Origin of the sequence: Pedobacter sp. P26, assembly GCF_050632135.1 — a bacterium.
Taxonomy (GTDB): domain Bacteria; phylum Bacteroidota; class Bacteroidia; order Sphingobacteriales; family Sphingobacteriaceae; genus Pedobacter.
Genome location: NZ_CP192574.1, coordinates 3,812,057 through 3,837,368 on the forward strand (window position 1 = coordinate 3,812,057; position 25,312 = coordinate 3,837,368).

Genomic DNA, 25,312 nt, shown 5'->3' on the forward strand with positions numbered 1-25,312 from the left:
ATTACTTTTTGTTGAAAATCCAGGCCAGGTCATTATGTTCAATGGAAATTTTATCGATGAGCTGGTTTGGAGAATGACCGGAAAATGATCTGAAGTCTTTAATGAAGTGGGCCTGATCATAATATAAATGTGAATGCCCTGCACTCGTTAAGGTTTTCAAAGCACTTCGCTTATCAAGTATTTCATTCAGTATATTTCTAAAGCGCCAGGTCCTGATATAAGATTTTGGATTCAGCCCCACATTATTCTTGAATAACCGGAACAGTGTAGGGTTACTTATTCCAAGTTTTCCGGCCAGGGTTTCAACAGATAGATGATGTTCGCCACCCTTTCCTATCAGGTACAAAGCCTCTTTGAGTTTTTCGGGCTGCCTGTCATTTAGATTTGCCAGCAGTAAGCTTTCAAGTTTATCAGCTCTGATGGAAAAATTTTCTTCTTCAAATATCTGCTCCAGAATAAATTCATTCCTGTTTTTGAATATATCAAATACATGATCTGAGCTTATTAAATCCTCAAAAGATTCACGGGTAAAAACGCTTAATGCCGCCGGATGAAAAAGAATGCATACCTGATCAAGAGAAGTTCTGATCTCAACATTGAAAGGCATCTTATGAAACCCGAACAATCTGCTTTTGAAGTTAACCGTGCCCGGTGTAATTAAGCAATTATTGCAATCTGAATCTTTAATGTAATCGATTTTGTTTTCCCTGTAAATTGCGAGGCAAAGGTTGTTATTTGGAAAAGTAGAATAGTTTAAAATATTTGCATCAGTCTTCTTGAAAAATAAAAAGTATTGAATGTACTTTTTCAATATCTCATTTTTCGGCCTGATTATTACGGATTGCATTCTGCTGTAAAAATAGTTAATTGACTACAGTAAACCAACCCGATCTAAATCTCCTGAGATGATATATCTCATAGAACAATAAAATTTATCCCATAGAATGGTCGTCATCCTAATCCGATAGCTATCGGATGTAGCGAAGCGAAATGGAGATATTTTTGTACCGGGTTATTTTGAAATCTAATTTAAAAGATTTCGCTTCGCAGGGCCTTCGGATTCTCCACTACGGTCGAAACGATACTTCGAGACCATTCACCTCTCTTGTACATCTGTCGTTCATATTGATTTTTATAAAAGAAATTATCCTTTAGCGTGACAGTAAAATGCTATGTAATATTTGCTATAAAAATTTAAACAGGCTCTAAAACATTTCCTGTGTCAATACGTTTATAAACTGATTCCGGAGTGGTTCCCGGGATACATTAGTTTGGTTAGTTGATAAGGGATATCCTCAAGGTAATCCCTTTCTTTTTATCCAGACGATCCTGTTATCAGACAAAAGAATTCTTCGTTTCCAAGCATTTCAAATCCCCGGTCCTTCCTGAAAGCGCTAACAGCAGTATAAAATATCTTTAAAAAACACGATTATTGACCTGATTCCATTCAAATTCTTTAGTCTATCCCCATTTTCAAAACCTCCGGAAGTAGGATATCAGTGCCGATTCAAGAACATAATCTCTTTTTCCAGTGTTTAAAAGGCATAAACATCTTTAATTTAAACTATGAAATTTATAACATCAAAAGCCCAGGATGGCAGCGAAGTAAATATCCACTATCAGGATTTAGGATCTGGAAGACCTGTAGTACTGATCCACGGCTGGCCGCTCGACCACCAGATGTGGGATTATCAGGTAGCTGCTTTAACTGATGCAGGATACCGTTGCATCACTTACGATAGAAGAGGATTCGGTAAATCAGATAAACCATTGGCAGGTTACGATTATGATACTTTGGCAGATGATTTGAAAGCTGTAATTGACGAGCTTGGAATTGAAAACGCTGTGCTTGTTGGCTTCTCTATGGGCGGTGGCGAGGTGGTAAAATACTTCAGCAGACATGGAGGCAAAGGGGTATCAAAAGCTGTGTTGATAAGTTCAATAGCACCATTCATGTTACAGACAGATGATAATCCGGATGGCGTTCCGCAGGAGAAAATCGATGAAATAGCAGCAGGTATACAGGCAGATCGTGCCGGATTTCTTGGTGGGTTCGGGAAACAGTTCTATGGCGTTGGCTTGCTAAACAAACCTGTGAGCAATGAGATTCTGACCAATGACCTGGTGGTAGCGATGCAGGCAACTTTAAAATCGACGCTGGGCTGTGCGAAGGCTTTCTCATCGACTGATTTAAGGGGAGATATTTCGTCAATAAATGTACCTACCCTGGTTATCCACGGCGATGAAGATCAAACTGTGCCAATCAAAGCAACAGGTGAGCAGGCTGCTGCAATGATCCCCGGTTCAAAATACATTGTTTATCAGGGTGAACCGCATGGACTTTTCATCACGTCGAAGGATCAGCTAAATGCTGATTTGATAGCATTTATAGGTAATTAAACAAGCATTATTTCATCCTGTTACTTAAAAGCCGGTAGGATTATCTCATCCTTCCGGCTTAAAAATCAGTAGGAGCAAAATTATAACGTTTCATCTTTAAATGCATCGCAAATTGACCACATTTAAAGCTATAGGCTTATTATACTGCCCGCAATTTCTTCTAAAATAAGTTCGGTATCCGGCCGGAAACGGATAAGCTTTCTAAGGCTCAGCCTTTCTTTATGAACGAAATACTGAGGCTTACCAAAAGGATAATGGTTAGGCTAAGTACAGCGAAAGCCAATAAATCACCCTCCACCTGTTGCCTGGTAAAGAGCAAATAAACCATCACGGGGATGGTAACAATAAACACCGTAAAAATTCCTGCGAGGCCATATATATATAGGATGCCAGACTGATCCGGGTCCGGCCTACGCCACCTTTTTCTATCTCGCCGGAGAAAAAGCAAGCGAGGTTACGCCCCACCCGGAAGAAACACACTAACGAAGTTCCTATTAAGAAAAAGCTTTAACCCATTACCCATGCTGATGTTGGCACCTATGGCCTTAAAGCTGTACCGGTACATAATGGCATGGCAAAGGCAATAAACTATGGTTAATGTAATGCCAAGTACAATTATTAACGTATCAGGTGAACGGAGTATTCCACCAAGCTGATGGAGCTCATACCGCTGATGTAGGAAAAAGAAAATGGCAAAAAGGATAAAGGTAAAGCCAATGATTTCCTTGGCATAGTAAACTCCTGGATTTAAAATACTGATGGCTTAGCTTGATCATAGGTCGATCACCTGCCTATGGCTAAAATAACAAATCAGTTCAATAGTAAGACATTTAAAATTATATAAATAACATACCATATTCTTGTTTTAAAAACCAGAAAATACTACATCAGTTAATCTGCCTTTCAACGGCTGACAGTCGTTCCTTTCGAAAAAGACTTTTATAGGTTTTTTACTGGAAAAACCAGAAGTCATCGCCCCATCTCACCAAAATTAAAGGAACAATAAACTACTGGCTCGTCATTGGTATAACGGGGCCGTTTAAACTAATTGGTCACACATCTCTATAGATCCGAAATTTTCAAGTAAGGAAAAGATCAGTGAAAATTTCAATGTATTTGACTTTGAGTCGTCTGCCAATGATATGAAAACCATCAAATCGTTAGATAAATATAGCGGACTTGTCTATAGTGTAAAAAACCTTTGAAAATCTGACTACAACAATTACCAATTGGGCTACTTTTTACAGCACGGCAATCAGGAATTTTATACCTGAAATTTATTCAGTTCTGGAAACAATTAAAAAAAGGATTATGCAAAAAAGAAAATTAGGAAATAATGGATTGGAAGTTTCCGAGTTGGGCTTTGGTTGTATGGGTTTAAACTTTCTGGACGGCAAAGGCCTTGATCAGAAAGAGGCCATAACACTACTACGCAACGCAGTTGAAAGGGGGATCACATTTTTTGATACCGCCGAGGCTTACGGACCTTACACCAACGAAGAAATTGTTGGCACAGCATTACAGCCTTTTAGAAAAGATGTGGTAATTGCTACAAAATTCGGTTGTAAGGATGCCAGACCAGCGGTAGGTTTAGACAGCAGACCCGAAACGATCAGAGCAGTCACCGAAGCATCTTTAAAAAGATTAAAAACAGATTACATTGATCTGCTTTATCAGCACAGGGTTGACCCTAATGTTCCGATAGAAGATGTTGCAGGAACAGTAAAAGACCTTATACAAGAGGGCAAAGTTAAATATTTCGGTTTATCGGAAGCAAGTGCTAAAACGATTAGAAAAGCACATTCAGTTCAGCCTGTTTCAGCGTTACAAAGCGAATACTCTCTGTTTTGGCGTGAACCGGAAGATGAAATCATACCGACGTTGGCAGCGCTAGGAATCGGTTTCGTTCCCTTCAGTCCTTTAGGTAAAGGCTTCCTTACAGGTATCATCAACAAAAAATTAGAAGATGTCGACCGCAGAAATATCATTCCTCGTTTCAGCGAAGAAAATATAAAGGCCAATCTGGTTTTAGTGGATGCACTTTCTGAGATTGCACAACAAAAAAATATAACAACCGGACAATTAGCATTGACCTGGCTCTTAGCGCAAAAGCCCTGGATCGTACCTATTCCCGGGACTACAAAACTGCATCGTTTAGAAGAAAACATCGGCAGTACAAATATTGTATTAACAACCGACGAAATTACAAAAATTGACACAACAGTAAATGGGATTACCCTTGTGGGTGAGCGCTATCCCGAATTTTTAGAAAAACAAATAGACAAATAAAAACGAACAGCAATGGAAAATATTAAAGGAAAAGTTGTAGCCATTACAGGCGCAAGCAGCGGAATGGGCAAAGCCATCGCCATAGCATTAGCAAAAAACGGTGCCAAGGTTGTTTTGGGTGCAAGGAGAACAGCAGAATTGCAACAAGTTATTGAAGAAATTAAATGCGAAGGTGGCGAGGCCACCTTTTCGCAAATCGATGTGAAGAATAAAGCCGACCTGACGCGGCTGGTCAATACAGCAGTTAAACAATACAGAAAATTGGATGTTATTGTAAATAACGCAGGTATTAGTCAATTAAGCCGCATTGACGAATTGGATATTGAAGGTTGGGAAGAAATGATTGATATTAACCTTAAAGGCGTTTTGTACGGGATGGCGGCCGCAATTCCCATTTTCAAACAACAACAATCTGGTCATATCGTCAATATCATTTCAACTTCAGGAATAAAGATTGTGCCCACGCAGGGCGTTTATGCAGGAACTAAAAATGCCATTCGCACGATTGCAGAGGCGTTTCGTCAAGAGTCTGACGGAAATATGCGCATCACGGGTATTTCACCCGGATTTGTGAAAACAGATTTTGCGAACAACATTAAAAACGCAGAAATGAAAACAGCTATTCAAAAAGGCATGGAACAGATTGCCATCAACCCCCTGGCTATCGCCAATGCTGCAATTTATGCTATAAGCCAACCGGAGGATGTTGAAATTGGCGACATTGTGATTCGTCCATCCAAACAAAATTAATTAAATTCGCTAACGAAAAATGCACCAACAATCTAACATCAATCACATTCAGCGTATATCTCAATTGGTGCGAATCCTGGGATTTCCTGCACCATCGCACCCGTTGATTGCATTGGTTGACTACAATAATGTTTCGATGGAAAAGTTTCCAAAAGGGCAAAAAATAAGTCTTGATTTTTACAAAATATCCTTTAAACCTACCTTCACAGGACAAATAAAATACGGGCAGGGATATTACGATTTTGAAGAAGGCGGACTGGCGTTTTTGAAGCCTAAACAAATCGTTTTTTCACCCGAAGAGACAGAGAGCTATGAAGGGATTGCCTTGTATTTTCATCCGGATTTTATCCGAAATTATCCATTAGGAAAAACAATAAATCAATACGGGTTTTTCTCTTACGATGCTTCAGAGGCCTTATTTGTATCTGCAAAAGAAAAAGAAATCATAGCCAATTTATTTACTACAATAACCAATGAATTAGACAACAATATTGACAGTTTTAGTCAGGATGTTTTGGTGTCGCAAATAGAATTGTTATTGAACTACAGCAATCGTTTTTACAACAGGCAATTTATTACGAGGAAAGCAATCAATCACGACATCATAACTTCTCTGGACGAACTTTTAAACAGCTATTTTGAAGATGAAAATAGTCTGAAAAACGGCTTGCCATCAGTAAAATATATCAGCACGGAAATAAAGCTGTCTCAACGCTATTTGAGTGATATGCTGAGTTCATTGACAGGGCTAAACACACAACAGTACATACAGAACGCAATCATAGAAAAAGCTAAAGAAAAATTATCAACTACAAATCTTTCCGTTTCGGAAATTGCTTATGAGTTGGGCTTTGAACATTCACAATCATTTAGCAAACTCTTCAAAACAAAGACAAATGTTTCCCCTTTGGAGTTCAGGCATTCGTTTAATTAAAAACGGCAGAAAACGGAAGAATAACAGCAAATGCCACAGATATTTCTTTGACAATATCAGAGCGGAAAGTGCATTTATCTTCAAAAATCCATTATATCTACCTGGAATAAGACTAGTCCAAGCGAACAGGATTCACAAAACATGTGATAAAATTCAGGAAATCCAAATGATTGGCCTCTCATTGAGCAAAATAGCAAGCCATAAATTTCAACACCGCAACGGTTCATCACAGACATAATAGAAAAGTTTCAGCGCAAACTGCCTTTCTTGTGGGTAATAAAAAATGGCGGTATAATGAAACCATTTATTACAATAAACGTTATAGATTCATTTTTTGAATATACCACAATACATTAACTTTATAGCTTTAAAATCTACCCCATGTCCATTGCACCCGGTTTTCTTGATGCGCGTACGGTAATTGAAATATTCACTCATACAAAGACTGCGACGGCCCTTCATATTGGTCGGGATGCATATATACAGTTTGCAAACGATGCAATGCTGCGTATATGGGGCAAGGACCGGTCAGTTATAGGCAAATCCCTACAGGAGGCACTTCCAGAGCTTAAGGGACAACCTTTTATTGAGATGTTTGCCAGAGTATGGGATGATGGGCTGACCATTTCCGGTGCAGATACCCCGGCCAAACTGATTGTTGACGGCAGAGAGCAGCTGTTCTATTTCGATTTTGAATATCGGGCCATCCTTGATATAAATGGCAAAACCATTTGTATCCTGCACAGCGCCACAGATGTTACAGACCGTTTTTTTAAACAAATAGCAATTGATGAGGTAAATGAACATGTTGGGTCTCTTAAAAGGGAACAGGACATCAATGAAAAGCTCAATACTCAAAATGAGGACCTTGCTACTGCGATGGAGGAACTTAAGGCAACCAATGAAGAACTCCATGCAACGAAAGAAAGACTGGAGCAACTGAACGGAAAACTTGATGTGCTGGTAAAGGAAAGGACGGAGAAGATTTCTTTTCTAAACCAGGAACTTGAGGCTTCCAATGAGGAGATCAGGGCTTCCAATGAAGAACTTTTAGCCACAAATGAGGAACTTTTCACGATCAACGAAAAGATGGAAATGCTGATCGAAGACCTGGCGGAAGGAGAGCGCAAATTCAGACGGCTCATCCAGCAGGCACCTGTTGCAATCAATGTATTTAAAGGTACTGATCTAATTATTGAGAGTGCCAACGACCGGATGCTGGAAATCTGGAATAAAACAGAAGCAGTCGAGGGAAAAAGATTCGAAGAGGCACTCCCTGAGATTGCAAACCAGCCTTTTCTAAAAATTCTTCATGACGTGCTGGAAACCGGGATACCTTATCATGGCATGGAGAGCAAGGCAATCATTTTCAAATCCGGTGTAGCAGAAGAGCGATATTTTAATTTTACTTACCAGCCAATAGCCGACGAAGATGGCAAAATTGGAAGCATTCTCCAGGTAGTCACCGAAGTTACCGAACAGGTGAATGCCAGACAGGAAATCTCTGAAATGAATACCAGACTGAATATCGCCATGGACGCCGGGTCACTGGGATCTACAGAAGTTGACCTTGATAGCGGGACCATGAAGTATAATCAAGAGTTTAAGCGGATGTTTGGGAAAAAACCAGAAGAAGATTTCGTTTATGGAGATATGTTCGAAGCCATGCTTCCAGAGTACAGGGATAAGATCAGAGAACTGGTCCGTATAGCAAAGGAAAACCACAGCATATACAAAGGAGAGTACCAGATCCGGTGGCCCGACGGATCGCTGCACTGGATCAGCGCACATGGCCGGGCGAGGTACGACAGTCAGGGAAAACCGGTAAAAATGGTCGGAATACTGTCCGAGGTGACAGAGATGAAAGCAGACGAGCAGCGAAAAAACGATTTTATCGGCATGGTTAGCCACGAACTCAAAACACCTCTGACCTCCCTAACCGGTTATGTACAGCTCCTGCAAAGCAAGGCTAAAAAAAGCGGGGACAGTTTTACCTCAACCGCATTGGAAAAAGCCAACAACCAGCTAAAAAAGATGACTGGCATGATCAATAGTTTTCTCAATGTCTCCAGACTGGAATCAGGGAAAATCCATATTGAGAAACAAAACTTCGACCTATCAGATCTGATAAGCGAAATGGGGGCCGAATTCAGGGTGACAACAAATAGCCACAGTATTATATTTCATCAGGCCGGGGCTGTATTTGTAAATGCCGACAGGGATAAAATTGGACATGTGGTAACCAACCTGATCAGTAATGCGGTCAAATATTCTCCTGCCGGAACAGCAATTAGTATCAACTGCAGAATAGAAGACAGTAACGCAGTGGTATCAGTGAGCGATGAGGGACGAGGAATCAGCAAGGAAGATATAGAGAAACTTTTCGAGCGTTACTACCGTGTAAATGATCAGTCACAAACCATCGCAGGTTTCGGGATTGGACTATATCTCTGTTCAGAAATCCTCGAGCGGCACAATGGAAGGATTTGGGTAGATAGCGAACCGGGCAAAGGATCCACCTTTCAATTTAGCCTCCCAATTTAAAATCGATGGATAAGAGATAAACTTTTTATATCCGGGCTGAAGAAAAGTCATCCCTGCTTTATACTCCATGACCACAGCTATTAAATTTCTGCCAGAGCTTTAAATAACCACATAAAGGCCATAAATAATTGCTTTTTATTTTGACAAACCGGAAAAAAAGGAAAGCAATAACAGCCCGGATTTTCATGAATAATCAGGACATCAGCCTGGCAAACCATCTAAAACCCAGATGTAGAATATGCGATAGTGGCATAAAAAGACAGCCAAATAGCACTACTTATAAAACTAAATTCAAATTCCTTCAAACATAAGGGGGTACTTTCACGTTAAAATTACATTAAAAGAAGTTTATAAGAAAGAAAATTTACAGCTAAAGCGTTATTCTAATGGACCACAGGTATGGGTTAATGAGCAGTGAGGAACTACTGGAAATATATAGTTTAACGAAAACAGCCACCTCGGTACACCGCGGGGAAGATGCGGTCATCGAGAGTGCAAACCAGGCCATGTTAAAGATATGGGGAAAGGACAGCAATGTCATCGGCAAATCCTTGCTGGATGCATTGCCTGAGCTTGGCGGTCAGCCCTATCCTGATATGTTCCGTAAGGCATGGCTGGATGGCAAGACCTGCTCCGGGCAGGGATCGCCCGCAGAACTCAAGGTTGACGGAAAAACCAGCACCTACTACTTCGATTTTGAGTACCTACCTATCAAAAACAGTGAAGGTAAAGTAATTGCCGTACTGAACAGCGCGATTGATGTTACCGAAAGGGTTCTGAAAGAACAGGCAATTGAAAAAGCAGAACAAACACTTACCTCCCTCCAGGGTTATAAGGATATCATCTCCGTTTTGGAAGAGACAAGAAAAGAACTTCATGAGCTTAATTCTGAACTTGAAGAGCGCGTAGAGCGCAGAGTTATCGAACTCGCCGAGAGTGAGGAACGTTTCCGGATCATGGCAGAAGGCACCGAGCTACTAATCTCGGTTGGCGATGAGGACAATAACCGTATATATTTTAACAAGCGCTGGGAAAATGTCACCGGAAGAAAGATTGAAGAGCTGCTACGCAATGGCTGGGTTGATCTTATTCATCCGGAAGAAAAGCAGCAGTTTATCAATGCTTACATGGAAAGTTTCAAAAAGCGGGAAGTCTTCAACATGGAGTTCCGCATGCCCGACAGCAAAGGCGAATACCGCTGGTATTTATGCCAGTGCCCTCCAAGGTTCCGATCCGACGGTTCTTTTGCCGGATATATTGCCTCCTGCCTGGATATTACCATGAGAAAGAACGAAGAGATCAGAAAGAACGAATTCATAGGGATGATTAGCCATGAGCTCCGCACCCCGCTAACCTCCCTGAATGGTTTCATCCAGATCATGAAAACACGTCTTGATGCTATGAACCGAGATAATTTCGAACGTGCATTAAACAAATCGCAGATACAGATCAATAAAATGTCGAAAATGATTGCCGGTTTTCTGGATATCTCAAAACTGGAATCAGGGAGTCTTGAACTCCAGCAGGAACCCTTCCAGCTCTCAGAGCTACTTAAAGAAGTTGTGGAAGAGCTCTCCTTTATGCACAGCACACACAAGATCACCTTTCAGTCAACCTGTAGCCTGAGGGTGTTCGCAGACCGCAATAAGATCTCAGCTGTGATATACAACCTGGTCGGAAATGCCATAAAGTATGCGCCTCCTGGCAGCAATATAAAAATCCAATGCAGCAAAGATAAGGCAGGACTGATGGTTAGAGTGAAAGATCAGGGGCCTGGGATAGAAAAGAGCGAGATGGAAAAGATTTTTGGCCGCTATTACCGCTCTAAGGGAAGCCCTACAGTTTCCGGTTTCGGCATAGGACTTTTTCTATGCAGGGAAATCCTTATCAAACATGAAGGCAACATCTGGGTAGAAAGCGAGGAAGGTAATGGTGCGCAATTCTATTTTACACTCCCGGAACATGCTGTATAAGCAAAACTATTTTCATGGCTAAATGTTGTTCAGAAAAAATCCGCTACATGAAACACAAACTGTCCCTATTCATCCTTGTTCTTTTTATTTTTATCATCAGCTGCAAAAAAGATGCTGAAAATGTTCCGGCAAACAACGATCCTGCCGCACTTAAACAAAAAGTTTTGGGTAACTGGATCACCACGAGCGTGATCATCGAGTATTATGATGCGACTGGGAAACTGGTAAATTCTGTAGATCAGTCTGGTACAGGTGAGCAGACCTGGGAGTATTTTGAAAATAACTCTGTGAACAGTTATGATATTAGGGGTACAAGAACCTATACATACAGTTTCTCTAGCAGCAATAATGTCAACTACATCAGCATTACAAATAATCCCACCGAAACCTACAAAGTCACCATAGATAACAATAAAATGACATGGTCGCTTGAAGCGCCATATAAAAATGACCCCGCTTATGCTACTGCAAAGCTGATTTTTTATTTTACCAGGAAATAAATCGTAAGGCTATCCAATGCCTATCACATCCTGTTAATTGAACGTTTCCGGCATTTGCATAATTATTTTCTGCGAGACGCTATAATACATCTTCCGGTTTATCAACTTCAAGAGTCATCTGATTTAGCACTCCTGAGCATTCTTTTTCCTTCTAAATTCATATTGAATGTACCGGAAATTAAGCGCTTTTAAGTTTTATTTTAACCTCACCAATTTAATTTAAATTTTCGGCTACAAGAAAACACTTTTCGGCTACAAGCGTACAGAAACAAAATCTGAACTTTGCTACATTAAATGATATCAAAATGAAAGTATTTGTTACAGGCGCTACAGGTTTCGTAGGAACTGCCGTAGTACAGGAATTATTAGCCAATGGACACCAGGTTTTGGGATTGGCCCGCTCGGAAGAATCAGTAAATAAATTGATTGTAGCCGGCGCAGAAGCGCACCGCGGAGATTTAAACGATTTTGATAGTTTGAAATCAACAGCTATCGCTTCAGATGCAGTAATTCACTTAGGCTTTGTCCACGATTTTACGAGATTCGCGGAAATGTGTCTACTTGATGGAAAAGTGATTGAAACAATAGGCGAAGCATTATTAGGAACAGACAAACCCTTTCTCATCACTTCAGGAACTGCACTTTTTTCAAAAGACGGAATCACAACTGAAAAAGACCTTTCCGCAAACAATCCTCATCCCAGAATTGCAACAGAAAATGCAGCCGATGCCGTAGCCGCAAAAGGTGTGAAAGTTGCCGTTGTAAGACTCTCTCCATCGGTTCATGGAAAAGGAGATTTAATTGGTTTTGTTCCAATCTCAATTAATATTGCAAAAGAAAAAAGAAAAGCTGCTATAATTAATGATGGTAGTAATTTCTGGCCTGCTGTCCACGTACGAGATGCAGCAAAATTGTACCGGTTAGCTTTGGAGAAACCTTTCATCAGTGGAACAAGATATCACGCAGTGGCAGAACAGGGAATTCCGTTTAAAGACATTGCAACATTTATTGCAGAAAAATTGCAGGTTCCGGTTGTTTCCCTGACAAACGATGAAGCAGCAGAACATTTCGGCTGGTTTGCACATTTTGCAAAGCTTAATAATCAGACTTCAAGTGAAGTAACTAAGGCAACATTAGGTTGGAATCCTCAATACCCAACTTTAATGGAAGATTTGCAAAATGACGTTTATTTCTCTGAGACAAAATAGTCTGTATCTATATATTCATTAAATTTGATTAAATATTAAACTGATGTCTGATTCGCCGATAAGAATAAAAACCATCGCTCAATTCCATACTTTGCGTGGTTTACCTAAGCCAAAACATCCGCTCATCAGTGTGATAAATTTTGAAGATATGGCGCCAGCTCCGGAAAGTGGAAAGCAGAGCTTGATGTTTGATTTTTACATGATTTCTGTCAAACGAGATATGAATCATAAATATAGATACGGGCAGCAGGATTACGATTTTGATGAAGGCGTGATGTTCTGCATGGCCCCACATCAGATACTGAGCGTCATACGAGAAGAGAATGGCAAAAATCCGTCCGGATGGATGATGATGATTCATCCGGATTTTCTTTGGAATACACCAATGGCAGGCGCAATCAGGAAATATGAATTCTTTGATTATTCTGTCAATGAAGCCTTATTTTTATCCGAAGATGAAGAAATGAAAATCCAGCAAATTACTGATAATATTAAGCAGGAATATCAAAGCAACATTGATAAATTCAGTCAGAACATTATTATTTCTCAGTTGGAAACGCTTTTAAATTATGCTGAAAGGTTTTATCAGCGACAATTTATTACACGTCACAAAGCGCATCATCAATTTTTAGAACGGCTGGAAATTCTGTTCAAAGATTATTTCGAAGGAAATAATCTCAAAGAAAAAAGGTTTACCGGGTGTTCAGCTTCTTTCAGACAAATTCAATATGTCGCAATATTATATGCGCAGTCTGTTGAAAACTTTAACCGGACAAACCACACAACAATACATCCACGAAAAGCTAATTGAAAAAGCTAAAGAAAAACTCTCAACAACTGAACTTTCAGTGAGTGAAATTGCTTATGAACTGGGCTTTGAGCATTCCCAGTCTTTCAGTAAATTATTTAAAGCTAAAACTGATATTTCGCCTTTGGAATTCAGAAAGTCGTTAAATTAAAATTCTTCGAAAGTTATTCAAAGTCTTCTTAATTTAAGACGGAAAGTTTCTGAATTTTTTCACTAGTATATATTAGACTTCCGGCAACCTATTTGATCAAATACAGCTTTTGATCATTATTGGTAAATAAAGCGTATTGTAGTTTATCATTTGTATAGTACATATACCCGTTGATATGCATTACGGGCTGTACTTTGTTCTTAGAAAGCGTACCAATGTTTTTGCCATCAATTTCTACCATTGAAGCATGCGATTCTTCATCAAGATACATGAACTCCTTCAACTTCAGGGTATCATTTTTAAAAATCACATCGGTAAACAGGTAACCGGGATAAAGCATTTTTGTGAAACCCGGCGCATTCCCTCCCCCTCCTGAAAAGCGAACCTTTTCTAATTTTAACCTCTGAAAATATTTGTACATTATGTTTGGTGTGCTGATGATCTCTTCGTCAGCAGATTTTTTCTTATTTATTCGTTTGAAAAGATTATTCCATGACATTTCCTGCAAATAAGTTGATGAAAAATACTTACGCACGTCTTCAATAGTGTAAAACTGAAAGCATTCATCGCCGATGATGTAGGTGATGACAGCATAGCTGGAAACCGCCTGAGTAGTTTGCAGGCCCTCTCCAACCTTTTTTTGGGGAACAGGACTATCAAAGTTATAATCCACGTAAACAGCTTTGGATTGCTTGGCGATATCGGAAAGTTGTTTACTTTGTTTTTCATCATCCCAATCAAAACCAGAATTTTGTGTAGTAATTCTGATCGGCGTTTTTAAACCATTGAAGCTCCATCTGTAATATTGATGTGCCTGCTTCTCTATAATAAAACCTTTCAGAAACACAATATCTTCAGGTCTGGACATCAGGATTAGCGTATCGGCTACATTCCCGTCAGCGTCGAGCCTAATAAATGAATTTTTCCTTTCACCTGAAAAGCCAGAGACAATAATATTGTACTCTGATGTTAAAAAAATTTCGATGTTCCTTTTGCTTTCCAGTAGCAGGCTCATCTGAGTGTTTCCACTCTTAATGGCTACCAAACTATCAATCGACTTGTACTGTACAAATTTACTTGGTAATTGATCTTCAACTTTTGCAAAACCTTCTTTTGAAATCTGGTAACATAAAAATACAAGCAGTAAAATGATTGGAACGATATAAAGAATTTTCATTTTTTATGGTTTATTTTAATTATATCTCTTAGCTTTTTCCATTAAAATATAGCGAGTCGCGGAAGATATTTTCTGATTATTGCTTTGGTTAATTAACATCCTATCGCCTATGGCTGCATCAGTATCGGCTGGCTCAATACAAAACGACAACACAAAGTTAAAGAAATAGACAAATATCACAAACATGTGATATATTTGTATTGTGGTTCAACAACCGGGTTTAAACTTCATAAGCGTTTTTAAAAAATATTCATTAAAATGATCAGGATTGAAATTTTACCATTAGACGGAATCGAGATTGAAAACATTGGAAAACTTTCATTTGGACAATCTAAACTGGAGATTGAAAAATTATTGGGAAATCCTTCAAAAAGTTCAAATTTAAAACAACTTTTTTATGACCAGTACGATGTCCGTATCGACTTTGACAACGAAGGAAATGCAGAGTTTATAGAATTCCTTTATGGACCGTTTCCGGAAAATACGGAGCTGTCAATTTATGGAATCAACCCATTTGAAATTGGGGCAGATAAACTTATTGAAATCCTTGCCGAAAAAAATAATGGTAAAATAGACGACAGTGAAGCTGAGTATTGTTATGCGTTTTTAAATATTTCAGTGGGAATCTGGCGGCAATTAATAGAAAAAGGCGTTGAGGAAAGCATCGCAGAAATGAAAGCTGACCATAAATATGAGGAAAACAAAGATTGGCTGAACGAAGATTTGAAGAGGGCAAAAAACTTTTGGACAATTGGGATTGGGGTAAAAAGTTATTATGAATAATTAGGTGCGGGTACGCCATTTGTTTAATTTATATTTTTAACCTCAGTAAAATGTATGATGTTATAAAATCCGAGAACAACCTATTAAACCGTTTGCCTAAACGCGCTTCACCGATTAAAAAGTTATTCAAGCTTCCGCTGGTGAGTTCTACCTACCTGAATTTCGTTACAAACCACCTTGGCTGTGAAATTACACCAGATATTGTGCTATTTGGATATGAAGCAGTTTTACAAGAAAATAAAATTGTACAGGAAGCCTATCCCACGATCGGGAATATACTATGGTTGATTGGTAGCACCGGCCAAGGAGACAGTTGGTTTTTGGATCGAGCAACAGGATACTTACTTTTTTTGATCACCAACAGGGCGAATATGAAAAGCTTGATCAGTTCATGAACCTGAACATCAGCTTTATCAATTTTTTAAGCATGGCCTTTTTATATGCTGAACTAGAAGAGATTCTGGATTCAAAAGATCTATCCGGAAATGAAATCAAAGCATTTGAGCATGCCGTGAACGGGATTCATCCAGGCCTATATTCCCAATACCCTTTTGACTATTTTAAATAACTAATCAGGTCCATGAACAATAAATTTTTGACAAAATTCGCTCTAACACTATTAATTATCGTTAACGGTTACTCCGCTTTCGCTCAAACAAAATATCAAAAAGACTTCAATGGCTTTTGGTCTGACATTAATGATAACTATGCATACTTTGAAGAGCAAAACATTGACTGGAAGAAAGTTAAAGAAATCTACGAACCGCAAGCCGGAAAAATTTCAAATGACAATGAATTTATTCAGCTGCTCGAAAATATATTTAATGAACTGTATAACGGACATTCCTCATTAAGCACAAACCTGAAAACATCCAACAGGTTAATTCCATCGGGTTCAGATTTATACATCGAAAAATCGGGAAACAGGTACCTTATAAAAGATTTAAGGAAAGGCTTTGGGGCAGATTTGGCGGGTTTAAAAATAGGAATGGAAGTCACCCTGTTTAACGGAAAACCTATTGATGAACAGCTAAAAAAATTCCTGCCGAAATTCGCCGACCAGTACAATCAAAAAATGTATCAATATGCCATTGATATGCTTTTTGCAGGAACGCATGATTCAAACAGGGAAATTGTTGCAACGGAAAATGGAAAGCCAACAACTTTTCATCCTGTTAGCTATGGGAATAGAAATGAACTTTTTTACAGTAAAGTACTCAATGAAAGTACCGCCTATATCAAAATCAATAATTCCCTGGGAAGCAACAATCTCATCACAGCATTCGATCAGGCGTTCGATAGTCTATTTCAATATAAAAACTTAATTATTGATTTAACGGAAACACCGAGTGGTGGAAATTCAACCGTTGCAAGAGCAATAATGGGAAGATTTACTGATAAACTGCTTCCCTTCCAGGTTCACGAATTTGATGAGAGAGAATACTAGACTAAAAGACATTGGCTAGAATACGTAACACCCCGCAAGAAAATCTATACTGGGAAAATTTATATTTTGGTAGGCCATTGGACAGGAAGTATGGGAGAAGGAATGGCAATTGGTTTTGATGGCATGGAAAGAGCAAAAATTATCGGGACAAAAATGGCAGGTCTGCTGGGTGCAATTTCCAACTTTCGCATGTTGGAAACTAAAATCGGGTTTCAATTCCCAACCGAAAGACTTTACCACATCGACGGGACACCAAGAGAAGATTTTTTGCCGAAAATTTTAACCCAAAATATTGAAGAAACCTTGCAGAAAGCCAAGAAAATAAAATGAACAAGCGAATCAGAATTTATTACCCAAAAAAGTTCAATTGATCCAAAAAATGAAAATTAAAAGATAAAAATGAATAAAAAGCTAATTTTCCTATCCATTATTTCTATTCTGCTGAATGCGTGTTCCATCACAAAAAACTTAAAAAGCACGCAGACCGGTCACGAATGGAAAGCAACTTACGATAACTTTAACGCAACAGAAAAACTAAAATTCAGCGCGCAGAAGGATGCTGTTGTTTATTTAAGTTCCAAAATCAATTCAGATAAGGGAACGCTGGATTTAATATTAAACAATCAAAAGTTAGCTGACCAGCATCAAGTCAATCATTACCGGATAAATCTTGATAAAGGGGCAGCAATCAGTATCTCGGGCAAAAATGCGACAGGTTCATTCAGCCTGAGCTATCCTGTTTATAAGAAAAAAGACATCCGGATCATTTACAAAAAGAACATCGAACTATTAGCACTAAGTTATCTCCTGGCTAATTACGAGGACTTTACAGACTTTTCGAACAAGCCACCTATTTTTAAGGATTTATACGCACTAACTTCAAAAATAGCATTCGAGTTCAAACCCTTTTTAAATTCCAAAAACCTTAACCTGATCAAAACCTATCTGGACAGGGATTTCTATCTGCATTATTCAAATTTCATTCTGAGCCTGGATGATTTTCCAAATGCAAAGGTGACTAGTGTTACCGACATCACCCATTTTAAATCGAAAGAAGATGCAGAAAGGTTTGTAACAGCCTTCAACGATTTTTTTATGGAGGTGAATTTCCAGGATTTTCTGACCAGATATACTCCATACTATAAAAAGATGACCGAAGAGGTTGCCCTGAACCTGCCCAAAGAAAATTTCATTTCAGAAATGGAGAACTACTTTGGTAAGAGTGTCCCCGAGTATATCCTCTACCCTAGTTTAACGCTCCCCTTCAGCTCTGGTTTTGCCGTTGGAGACAAAAATACAATTGGAAATATCTTTGCAAGCTTTAACCAGCCCGGGGAAATAAACGATGTGGCAAAGCTGAACTTAGGTTATAGTAATGCCCTGTCACTCCGAACCATTTGCATCCATGAATTCGGCCATTCATTCGTAAATCCAGCGGTAGACCTGGCAGACCAAAACATTATTCAGGCGAAGGCCTTTCTTTTCGACCCGATAAAAGATAAAATGACCCAGGAAGGTTATAACCAATGGAAAATCTGCCTTTACGAACACGTCAACCGGGCCAATGAAGTGATCATGGCCAGGCACCTGGGTGATGAAGCCAAGGCAAATGATATTTTAAAAGACAATATTGAAAACCGCACATTTATCTATCTTCCCCAGGTCATTGAAAAACTGGAGTTCTGGTACGATAATGAATTTTTAGATAAAACCTATGAGCAAAAAGTGAGTGAAATCATTTCAGAATTGAGATAAAGTAGTTAAATAAAAAATATTCATGTGTACTGAAAATGCTAATCTCAAATAATGCTTACAAATAGGCCAGATCAATAAGTTGCCTGAGTGCCTTTTTGATCGCTTCCTGTCCAGAAGGCTGCTGCAGGTCTATCCCACAGAATGGGTTTTCCTGCATCTTCGTATGCAGGGTTAGGTAATATACCCCGCCCATCAGTATGGCATACATGGCTCTGAAATTTTTGTCACCAGAGGCAAAATGCTTGTCGAAAACCTCGCTCAATACCTGATCGCCAATGTTTTCACGCTTAAGGTCCAGTTCCTTTAATATGGACAACTTTTCGCTGAGCCCCCAGGTAATGATACGCCGCATTTCTTCATTGTTGATCAGGCTGTCGAACTGGCCCTCCAGAACGCTATAGGCAAGGGTTTTTCCAGAATCTGCTTTACTCGCCTCTACAATGCCACCAATATCTTCAGGGTTAATCTTCCAGTAGTCATTGTTTTCAAGATACTTTTTAATCAATCCCTCAATGCCACCAAAATAGTCATAGATTAGCCTCCTGTCCACTTTTGCCTCCTCTGCAACCTTGGAGATACTCAACCCGGAAAAACCATCTTTTTTCAGAATTTTTCCAAGTGCAGTGATCAGGTTCGCTTTTGTGCGCTCCTTGTTTCTAACTGGCCCATCTGTAACTTTTCTTGCCATCCGATTCAACTTTCGTGCAATTTGCGATTTTTTGAGGCATCATCAAAGATTTTGCAAGATAAAGCCCTTTCTGGATCTTTTTTAGGGAACCGCAATTGAGATCATATCGCCAGTTTAAAAAAAATATATCACGAATATATGATATAAAAAATTCTTTTTTATTTTTGACTACAAGCAAAAGGTGCAAAATGGCAATAACGCTCAGGATATCAAAATCGAAAGAAACAATCACCATTTTCCACATATTAGAATGGATATTTACCATCAAATAAATTATATGGAAAAATTTAAGGATCTCCATCTTCTCGAAGGTAGACTTATCGGAAATATCAACCTGATGGAAATTGGTAGGGTTACAGTGGAACTGGATCTGGAGGAAGATGATCCCGGTGTAGCGGATTTTAGTGATCTGATGTTACAGGCAGAAGTATGGATAAGGACTTTCAATGCAGAAATCTTACAGAAACTCCTAACAGCGATAGCCGTTGAACTGACAGATGCGGCATACTCCGGGTCAGACTATAAACCAGTGAGCAGCGACTATGCCAGCCTCGAACAGTCACTTGAACTCAACAAAATATGCTTTTATCAGGACGCTGTGGTCTCACTTATTTTTGAATCCATCACAGAATATCCTGACATGGAAATATATTGTTTGTTGGGAGAATCGTTTTTAATAGATGATCTTACAGTGGAACACAAATGAGTTTTCCTGATTCTAATTATCGCCAGAAAAAAGATTTAAAAAAATACGCCGAAACCACAAATAATTACCTGATTTACAAAACCTTAACCCCATAAATTTATACCGAAGCAGCCTTTAGCAGGTACTGGTAGATTTTATCCTTCTCCAAGTCCCATTCAATTTTTTTGACGGGAATCTTTGCCATTGGCGTCTCCATAAGCGGGTGGTTAAAATCAATGGTAAAAAGCCCCTGTTTTGCTCTGATCGTCTCTATCAAACAGATCTCGTATGGAATATAATCCAGCGACAAAATTTCCGAAAACTTGTTTTTAAGGTCTAGTGCACTATAAATATGGAAATCACAGATTTCGCTCGTAAGCGTTGCCAACAACTCCCTGTCTTCCGAGTCCCAATTGTCAAGCAACCGCCTATACACATTATCTTCAGGTAATATGGAATACAGTTCCGAGTTTATTGTTCCAAACTCGTGCAGATCGTACAAGATGGCCATAAACAAATGATGGGTCTCACGGCTCGGATAATTGCCTCCATCTTCCTCTAAGAGCAACTGAAAATATGCTCTCGAAACTTTGGCCAGATTATCCATTCCCCAGATCAAGGAAATGTCTTTGCGTTTGTGCAGGAAAATGAAGCCATTTTGGATGCCTTCACCAGGCTCTTTGAGGATTACCAGGATATTGCCGCAAAATCGGCCAGGGCGGGCATCTGCTGTTTCACGCGAAAGATCCCTACGCAGTATGCCTTGCGCTTTTATCCCGGTGCCAGGGATGGCCTGGTGGTCGAATACGACAAAACGCTGCTGGAGGAACATTTTGCGCGCAAGATCGGGCTGGGTGACTGTTTTAAAAGGGTAGATTACCGAAAAAACCCGACACTGTTTGAAAGTGCGGCGGGAGTGGATATGCTTTGGGAGGAATCCCGGAACCTGAACGTTTACAAGGGCATGATGGGCATTCTATCCAACGCGAAATTAACAGATGAATTATTTGTCAAGATGTTTACGCGTATTATCAAGAAGTATAGTTATCAAAAGGAATCGAGGATTATTCTCGCGGGCAGAAATATCCCGGATGATTCGGCGGATATTTTGGGCTATGCGGTTAAGATTCCCAGGGAGGCAATTGTAGGAATTCGGGTGCATCGAAACTGTAAAAAAGAAATCAAAGAAAAGCTATTGACGCTGGGCTATCCGGTTAAGGATATGGTGAAATGAAGCCGCGATTTCCAGGTTGGCAGCAGAGAAGCAGACCATAGCTTGCTTTCCTGCTGCCTGTTGGCTTAGTGAACCGTGACCGTTCTGTTCACCGTGCCTGAAACGGGAACATCAATCGAATCCAGCAGTTTGGTTTTTGCACCGCTTATGGAATCTTTTGCGGTGATGTAATAACGGCGCGCCAGGATGTTATATTTTCGGTAGCTTCCCGTGGTGCTGGTTTTATCGTTAAGGATGGCGAACCGTGCTGAATCTACGATTGCCGCGGACCTGTTGGCGTATATACGAAAAGGGTAATTCGGCAGTTGACCTGTGGAGGAACCGAAGGAAAGGGCGAATCCGTTCTGGTATACGGGCCTGACGGTGAGCACGACACCGCGCTGCGCGCCTGCCAGGGTATTGAGCTGAACGGATCCTTTGTAAAAAATATGGTCTTTCAGGAAATTGGCGTACAGTACTGCATCTTTGCTAGCGGTCGAGGGCAGGAAAAAATTGCCCATTGAGTCGGTCAGGGTCTTGGACAGATAAGTCGTGGTATCACTCCCGGCATTGAAAAATATGCTCACTTTGTTCATGGTCGAGGTGACCGGGACGGCCAGGGTATCCCGTATTTCAAGTCTTCCGCTAAGGCCGGACGCATTGAGGTTTTCATATTTGTTGCAGCGGTAGAAAAGCACTGCGAGCAGGAAAAGCATGCAGGTAATCAGGATGTGGTTTTTCATTTGGATAGGCTTAACAGTTTGGCAATTTGGGCGAATAGGGTGATGTCGGTGGAGATCCCGATGTAAAATCCTGGGCGATAGCGTTTTTGGCTGCTACTTTGGATACCGGACGTATAGGTATTGTAGGTGTAGCGGTTCCAAACGGCGCCAAAATTGACCGAAATGCCCGTCCAGGGATCAAGGCCTGCTCCGGTAAAGATGTTGCCAAGGGGATCCGAGAGGTCGAAGCCGACGTCCAGATGTGTTCTCGACCAGAACAGATTTTTGCCATGGCTATCTTTGCCGCCGATGAAGTTGGTGTTGCGGATGTCAATTTTTTTGAGGTAGACTTTCAGACCGGCGAAAAAATGTGTTTTCTTTTCGTTTTCAACGATACCTGGACCGGTATTGGTGGCATTAGCATTCAGGCTGGCGAAATCGTTCACTGTATAGGCGATGCCGGCCATGGGGAATATGCGGTAAAGTTTATTGACGCGGTAGCGGAAGGTGTCGATGGGTATGGAGGATTTGACTATGGCCGTGGCATCGGTGGTGTCGGCTTCCTCTTTTTGGACTCATCGGCAATCCCCAGGGTATATGTGGCCTGCACGGCACCTTCCATTTTTGGGGTTCGGTCGCGCTGGGTGTGGTAGATTTCATTTTTGTTTTGCATTTCCTTGATGTCCAGATTGGGGTTTTCCTGGGCCAGAATGTATTCAATGGCTTTAAGGTAAAGCAGCTTAGGTTTAATCTTGGCCAGTTTTTGATTGAATCTGGTATTCACCTGCAAGAGTTCTTTTTCATCAGCCGTTCCGCCATAGGTGTCTGCCTTAACTTTATCGAGCTGCCTGAGTACACCGGTCAGCAGTTCTGCCATGGGACTCTGGTCGGTTGCTATGGTTGCATATTTTAGCGTAATCACCGCTTTTTCCGTTGCTATCAGGTTGTGGGTTAAGATAAATACACGGTCACTCTCCAGGTATTCGGGATCTTCCTGGGTATTCAGGATTGCGCCCGCATCGCTTGCGTCATGATGGCGCATATAGAGTATCGGGTTTCTGCCGGTCGGGATGCTTGCAAGCAGGGAGAGTTTGTTCAGGGCGGTATTGGTAGTGGCGAAATCCGCAATGAGTTTTTGGTTATTTGCAGTTTGCCCGGAAATTTTTGCATACGCTTTCAGTTGCTTCCCTATTTCCAGTCGGGTTTCCGCGATTTGCTTCACCAGATTCTCTACGGTACCTGCTGCCACTTTGGTATAATCCACAGATTTCAAAAATTTTCTTTGGTAAACACCTCCATTCTCTTCGCTGGAAGCCCCGATGTATCCGGAAGCTCGTATCGCGTGTCCGAAATGAAATCAAATGGGTTTAATTTAGGCATGCCTTCTCCGCCATGCCACAGCCATTTCAGCACCCAGTTTTTGTTTTCGGACAGTAGTGAGATATCTGGAAGCTTGTCGAGCTTTTCCAAAAGCACATCCAGTTGTTGGTTATAGCGCTTTAGCGTATCAATGCTGTTAAGGTAATTTTTTCTCTTTTGTAAAATGGCATTTATGGCGAGGGCTACAGGCTTCGCTTTTTCACTGGCAATTTTCAGGTCTGAAAGGCTTCCTGCATCGGGGGTGTGGAATAAAACCCTGGTCTGTGCGTACCAATTATAGACCGACTTCTTGAACAGCTCGTTTCTGGAAAGCTGCAGGTTTAACAGGTTCTGATTGGGGTATTTTAGTGTCCAGCCTGGCTTATTATATTCGAAAGGAACGTTTGAATGTATCTTTAAATCAAAGGTAAGGCTGATATCTTTTGAATAAAGCTGGTAATGACTAATGGATGTGTCTATCGCCGGAATGTAGGTTAAACTTTGGCTGGCTTTGTCAATGGCATCCATATCGGTCAGCACTTTTTTCAGATCGTCCGGTGTAATCTGGTATACGAGTTTTAACTGCTCCATGATGTCGGGGTCCTTTTGGATGGCAAGGATGCGCGTCTTACAGGCTTTTGCCCGCTCGGAAATCTGTTTTTGAGCGGCAGTTCCTAAATCTTCACCGCTAACCTCAAAGGTCAGCTTGGATCCGGTTTCCAATTTATTGGGGAGGTTGCCGAACACCTGTCCCTTATCATTGAAGTAAATGCTTTGGGCATGGCAGATTCCTGTGAAAAGCGCCAGCATGGAAAATAGGATAGTTAGCAGGTAGTATTTCATGATAGTGTTGCTGGGTTAACGGGTAATGCATGATACCATAAGGCGATTCTGTCAATTTTGGGTATGGCCAAGTGTTGTCCATCCGGATTTTGCTGGCTTTTATTTTTCCACTGGATGGGCATAGCTTTATCCGCTACGGTCTCAATGCGGATGTTGTCAATGGTGGTATATTTATTGGGCGGAAAGTTTTCCGACCTTTCCACCCCGTAGGATTCCAGCACGACCGAGCAGTCCCTGGGCGCAATGAGGTAATTGCAGTGCATATTTACTGTTTTTTTCCCATTCGTTATTGCCAGGTCATAATAAAACTGTTGTTTTTCGGAACGGTAGAGCGAGATGGATGCGCTGATGACATCACCGGGGTTTACGGCGATGTTCTGCTCATCACAATAGGCTTTTTTGTTATGGACCTGGGTACATCCAATCGACCAGTAACCGCCTCCTCCCCCGCAGTTGGTGTGTCCCCATTGCAGCTGGCACTGAACCAGCTCGGTCGCGTTGCTGATGCCGATGAACACAAACAGCAGATGTCCGTCATCCAGGGGTGGTTCGGGAACCAGCCATTGTGCGGTATAAGACTTGATGGCATCATGCGTCGGATTTTTGGTTACTGCCGCCAATATCCAGCCGTAGGGAAAGTCTTCCTGGGCAAGTTGCGGTTCGGTAAGCGAAAAACCCTTATTGAGCAGGCTTATTTCTTCACTCAGCTGATAAGGCGGGTTAAGTATTTCCAGTGCTTTCTCGTAAGCCTCCCTATCGGACTGCGCTTTGAGTCTGTTGGCTGCTTTTGATTTTTTCTGACGGCAGGGCTTTGCACCGGCAAATCCTGTGCCCTGACGGGCGATTTAGGTTTTTTGGCCATTTTGAGAGTTGGTTTAGACTATAGCTAAATTACTCAATATTAAACAAATAACAAATTTATTTTAAAATATTATCACTTATAGGAATACAGCATAACTGCCCCCTGGCGGTAGAGCGCAGTATTTTTGCCAGTCAAAATTAGGCCGGCCATCAGGCTCAGGGCATGAACCGGCATTTACATGATGCGTATCAGGTTCACTTCAGCAGTATCCGCTGATTGTA

At 40.7% G+C, this 25,312-nt stretch carries 26 protein-coding genes; 17 read left to right on the plus strand and 9 right to left on the minus strand.

Annotated features, from left to right (window positions below):
• Position 1 precedes the first annotated feature (1 nt).
• Positions 2 to 811: a helix-turn-helix domain-containing protein gene (locus ACQ86H_RS17665; RefSeq protein ID WP_431291948.1), complete on the minus strand. Its 810-nt coding sequence runs from the start codon at positions 809 to 811 to the stop codon at positions 2 to 4.
• Positions 812 to 1,566: 755 nt separating this feature from the next.
• Between ACQ86H_RS17665 and ACQ86H_RS17670 the strand changes: the two genes are divergently transcribed.
• The 10 genes from ACQ86H_RS17670 (at position 1,567) to ACQ86H_RS17715 (ending at position 13,557) form a co-directional block, all read left to right on the plus strand.
• Positions 1,567 to 2,400, plus strand: a complete 834-nt coding sequence (locus ACQ86H_RS17670) for an alpha/beta fold hydrolase (RefSeq protein WP_431291949.1) — start codon at positions 1,567 to 1,569, stop codon at positions 2,398 to 2,400.
• A gap of 1,311 nt (positions 2,401 to 3,711) precedes the next feature.
• On the plus strand, positions 3,712 to 4,689 hold the full coding sequence (locus ACQ86H_RS17675; RefSeq protein WP_431291950.1) for an aldo/keto reductase: 978 nt from the start codon (positions 3,712 to 3,714) through the stop codon (positions 4,687 to 4,689).
• A 12-nt stretch (positions 4,690 to 4,701) separates the two neighbouring features.
• The gene (locus ACQ86H_RS17680) at positions 4,702 to 5,439 is read left to right on the plus strand and encodes an SDR family oxidoreductase (protein WP_431291951.1); all 738 of its coding nucleotides are present in this window, start codon (positions 4,702 to 4,704) and stop codon (positions 5,437 to 5,439) included.
• A 19-nt stretch (positions 5,440 to 5,458) separates the two neighbouring features.
• Entirely contained in the window at positions 5,459 to 6,373 is a 915-nt protein-coding gene (locus ACQ86H_RS17685; protein ID WP_431291952.1) for a helix-turn-helix domain-containing protein, read from the plus strand.
• Between the two features lie 381 nt (positions 6,374 to 6,754).
• Positions 6,755 to 8,917: a PAS domain-containing protein gene (locus ACQ86H_RS17690; protein WP_431291953.1), complete on the plus strand. Its 2,163-nt coding sequence runs from the start codon at positions 6,755 to 6,757 to the stop codon at positions 8,915 to 8,917.
• A 407-nt stretch (positions 8,918 to 9,324) separates the two neighbouring features.
• Positions 9,325 to 10,890, plus strand: coding sequence for a PAS domain-containing sensor histidine kinase (locus ACQ86H_RS17695; protein WP_431291954.1), 1,566 nt, complete (start codon positions 9,325 to 9,327; stop codon positions 10,888 to 10,890).
• Between the two features lie 47 nt (positions 10,891 to 10,937).
• Positions 10,938 to 11,390, plus strand: coding sequence for a hypothetical protein (locus tag ACQ86H_RS17700; protein WP_138823450.1), 453 nt, complete (start codon positions 10,938 to 10,940; stop codon positions 11,388 to 11,390).
• A 305-nt stretch (positions 11,391 to 11,695) separates the two neighbouring features.
• Positions 11,696 to 12,598 (plus strand): SDR family oxidoreductase, encoded by a 903-nt coding sequence (locus tag ACQ86H_RS17705; protein WP_431291955.1) that lies wholly within the window; start codon positions 11,696 to 11,698, stop codon positions 12,596 to 12,598.
• Between the two features lie 43 nt (positions 12,599 to 12,641).
• Positions 12,642 to 13,409, plus strand: a complete 768-nt coding sequence (locus tag ACQ86H_RS17710; protein WP_431291956.1) for an AraC family transcriptional regulator — start codon at positions 12,642 to 12,644, stop codon at positions 13,407 to 13,409.
• The gene (locus tag ACQ86H_RS17715; protein WP_431291957.1) at positions 13,354 to 13,557 is read left to right on the plus strand and encodes a helix-turn-helix domain-containing protein; all 204 of its coding nucleotides are present in this window, start codon (positions 13,354 to 13,356) and stop codon (positions 13,555 to 13,557) included. Before ACQ86H_RS17710 ends, ACQ86H_RS17715 begins: the two co-directional genes overlap by 56 nt.
• A gap of 88 nt (positions 13,558 to 13,645) precedes the next feature.
• Here the strand turns inward: ACQ86H_RS17715 and ACQ86H_RS17720 are convergent, their stop codons facing one another.
• A complete protein-coding gene (locus tag ACQ86H_RS17720) occupies positions 13,646 to 14,734 on the minus strand; it encodes a hypothetical protein (protein ID WP_431291958.1) in 1,089 nt (362 codons plus the stop codon).
• A gap of 258 nt (positions 14,735 to 14,992) precedes the next feature.
• Here ACQ86H_RS17720 and ACQ86H_RS17725 point away from each other — a divergent pair, with 258 nt between their 5' ends.
• The 5 genes from ACQ86H_RS17725 (at position 14,993) to ACQ86H_RS17745 (ending at position 18,719) form a co-directional block, all read left to right on the plus strand.
• On the plus strand, positions 14,993 to 15,517 hold the full coding sequence (locus tag ACQ86H_RS17725; protein WP_431291959.1) for a hypothetical protein: 525 nt from the start codon (positions 14,993 to 14,995) through the stop codon (positions 15,515 to 15,517).
• A 50-nt stretch (positions 15,518 to 15,567) separates the two neighbouring features.
• A complete protein-coding gene (locus ACQ86H_RS17730) occupies positions 15,568 to 15,912 on the plus strand; it encodes a hypothetical protein (protein ID WP_431291960.1) in 345 nt (114 codons plus the stop codon).
• A gap of 185 nt (positions 15,913 to 16,097) precedes the next feature.
• Positions 16,098 to 16,964, plus strand: coding sequence for a S41 family peptidase (locus tag ACQ86H_RS17735; RefSeq protein ID WP_431291961.1), 867 nt, complete (start codon positions 16,098 to 16,100; stop codon positions 16,962 to 16,964).
• 66 nt (positions 16,965 to 17,030) lie between these two features.
• A complete protein-coding gene (locus tag ACQ86H_RS17740; protein WP_431291962.1) occupies positions 17,031 to 17,294 on the plus strand; it encodes a hypothetical protein in 264 nt (87 codons plus the stop codon).
• Between the two features lie 69 nt (positions 17,295 to 17,363).
• Positions 17,364 to 18,719: a DUF4932 domain-containing protein gene (locus tag ACQ86H_RS17745; RefSeq protein WP_431291963.1), complete on the plus strand. Its 1,356-nt coding sequence runs from the start codon at positions 17,364 to 17,366 to the stop codon at positions 18,717 to 18,719.
• Positions 18,720 to 18,774: 55 nt separating this feature from the next.
• On the opposite strand, the gene ACQ86H_RS17750 is transcribed toward ACQ86H_RS17745, so the two are convergent.
• Complete coding sequence (locus ACQ86H_RS17750; RefSeq protein WP_431291964.1) at positions 18,775 to 19,407, minus strand: TetR/AcrR family transcriptional regulator; 633 nt, start codon at positions 19,405 to 19,407, stop codon at positions 18,775 to 18,777.
• A 277-nt stretch (positions 19,408 to 19,684) separates the two neighbouring features.
• Here ACQ86H_RS17750 and ACQ86H_RS17755 point away from each other — a divergent pair, with 277 nt between their 5' ends.
• Complete coding sequence (locus ACQ86H_RS17755) at positions 19,685 to 20,113, plus strand: hypothetical protein (RefSeq protein WP_431291965.1); 429 nt, start codon at positions 19,685 to 19,687, stop codon at positions 20,111 to 20,113.
• A gap of 97 nt (positions 20,114 to 20,210) precedes the next feature.
• Here ACQ86H_RS17755 and ACQ86H_RS17760 read toward each other — a convergent pair whose 3' ends face one another.
• A complete protein-coding gene (locus ACQ86H_RS17760; RefSeq protein WP_431291966.1) occupies positions 20,211 to 20,699 on the minus strand; it encodes a hypothetical protein in 489 nt (162 codons plus the stop codon).
• Between the two features lie 30 nt (positions 20,700 to 20,729).
• Between ACQ86H_RS17760 and ACQ86H_RS17765 the strand changes: the two genes are divergently transcribed.
• Positions 20,730 to 21,326, plus strand: a complete 597-nt coding sequence (locus tag ACQ86H_RS17765) for a hypothetical protein (RefSeq protein ID WP_431291967.1) — start codon at positions 20,730 to 20,732, stop codon at positions 21,324 to 21,326.
• Between the two features lie 65 nt (positions 21,327 to 21,391).
• On the opposite strand, the gene ACQ86H_RS17770 is transcribed toward ACQ86H_RS17765, so the two are convergent.
• From ACQ86H_RS17770 to ACQ86H_RS17790, 5 genes are all read right to left on the minus strand, one after another.
• A complete protein-coding gene (locus ACQ86H_RS17770) occupies positions 21,392 to 22,048 on the minus strand; it encodes a hypothetical protein (RefSeq protein ID WP_431291968.1) in 657 nt (218 codons plus the stop codon).
• Positions 22,045 to 22,494: a hypothetical protein gene (locus ACQ86H_RS17775; protein ID WP_431291969.1), complete on the minus strand. Its 450-nt coding sequence runs from the start codon at positions 22,492 to 22,494 to the stop codon at positions 22,045 to 22,047. Before ACQ86H_RS17775 ends, ACQ86H_RS17770 begins: the two co-directional genes overlap by 4 nt.
• A gap of 65 nt (positions 22,495 to 22,559) precedes the next feature.
• The gene (locus ACQ86H_RS17780; RefSeq protein WP_431291970.1) at positions 22,560 to 23,291 is read right to left on the minus strand and encodes a hypothetical protein; all 732 of its coding nucleotides are present in this window, start codon (positions 23,289 to 23,291) and stop codon (positions 22,560 to 22,562) included.
• A 5-nt stretch (positions 23,292 to 23,296) separates the two neighbouring features.
• Positions 23,297 to 24,229 (minus strand): hypothetical protein, encoded by a 933-nt coding sequence (locus ACQ86H_RS17785; RefSeq protein WP_431291971.1) that lies wholly within the window; start codon positions 24,227 to 24,229, stop codon positions 23,297 to 23,299.
• Positions 24,226 to 24,849 (minus strand): hypothetical protein, encoded by a 624-nt coding sequence (locus ACQ86H_RS17790; protein WP_431291972.1) that lies wholly within the window; start codon positions 24,847 to 24,849, stop codon positions 24,226 to 24,228. The genes ACQ86H_RS17785 and ACQ86H_RS17790 overlap by 4 nt, the downstream gene beginning before the upstream one ends.
• Positions 24,850 to 25,312 lie beyond the last annotated feature (463 nt).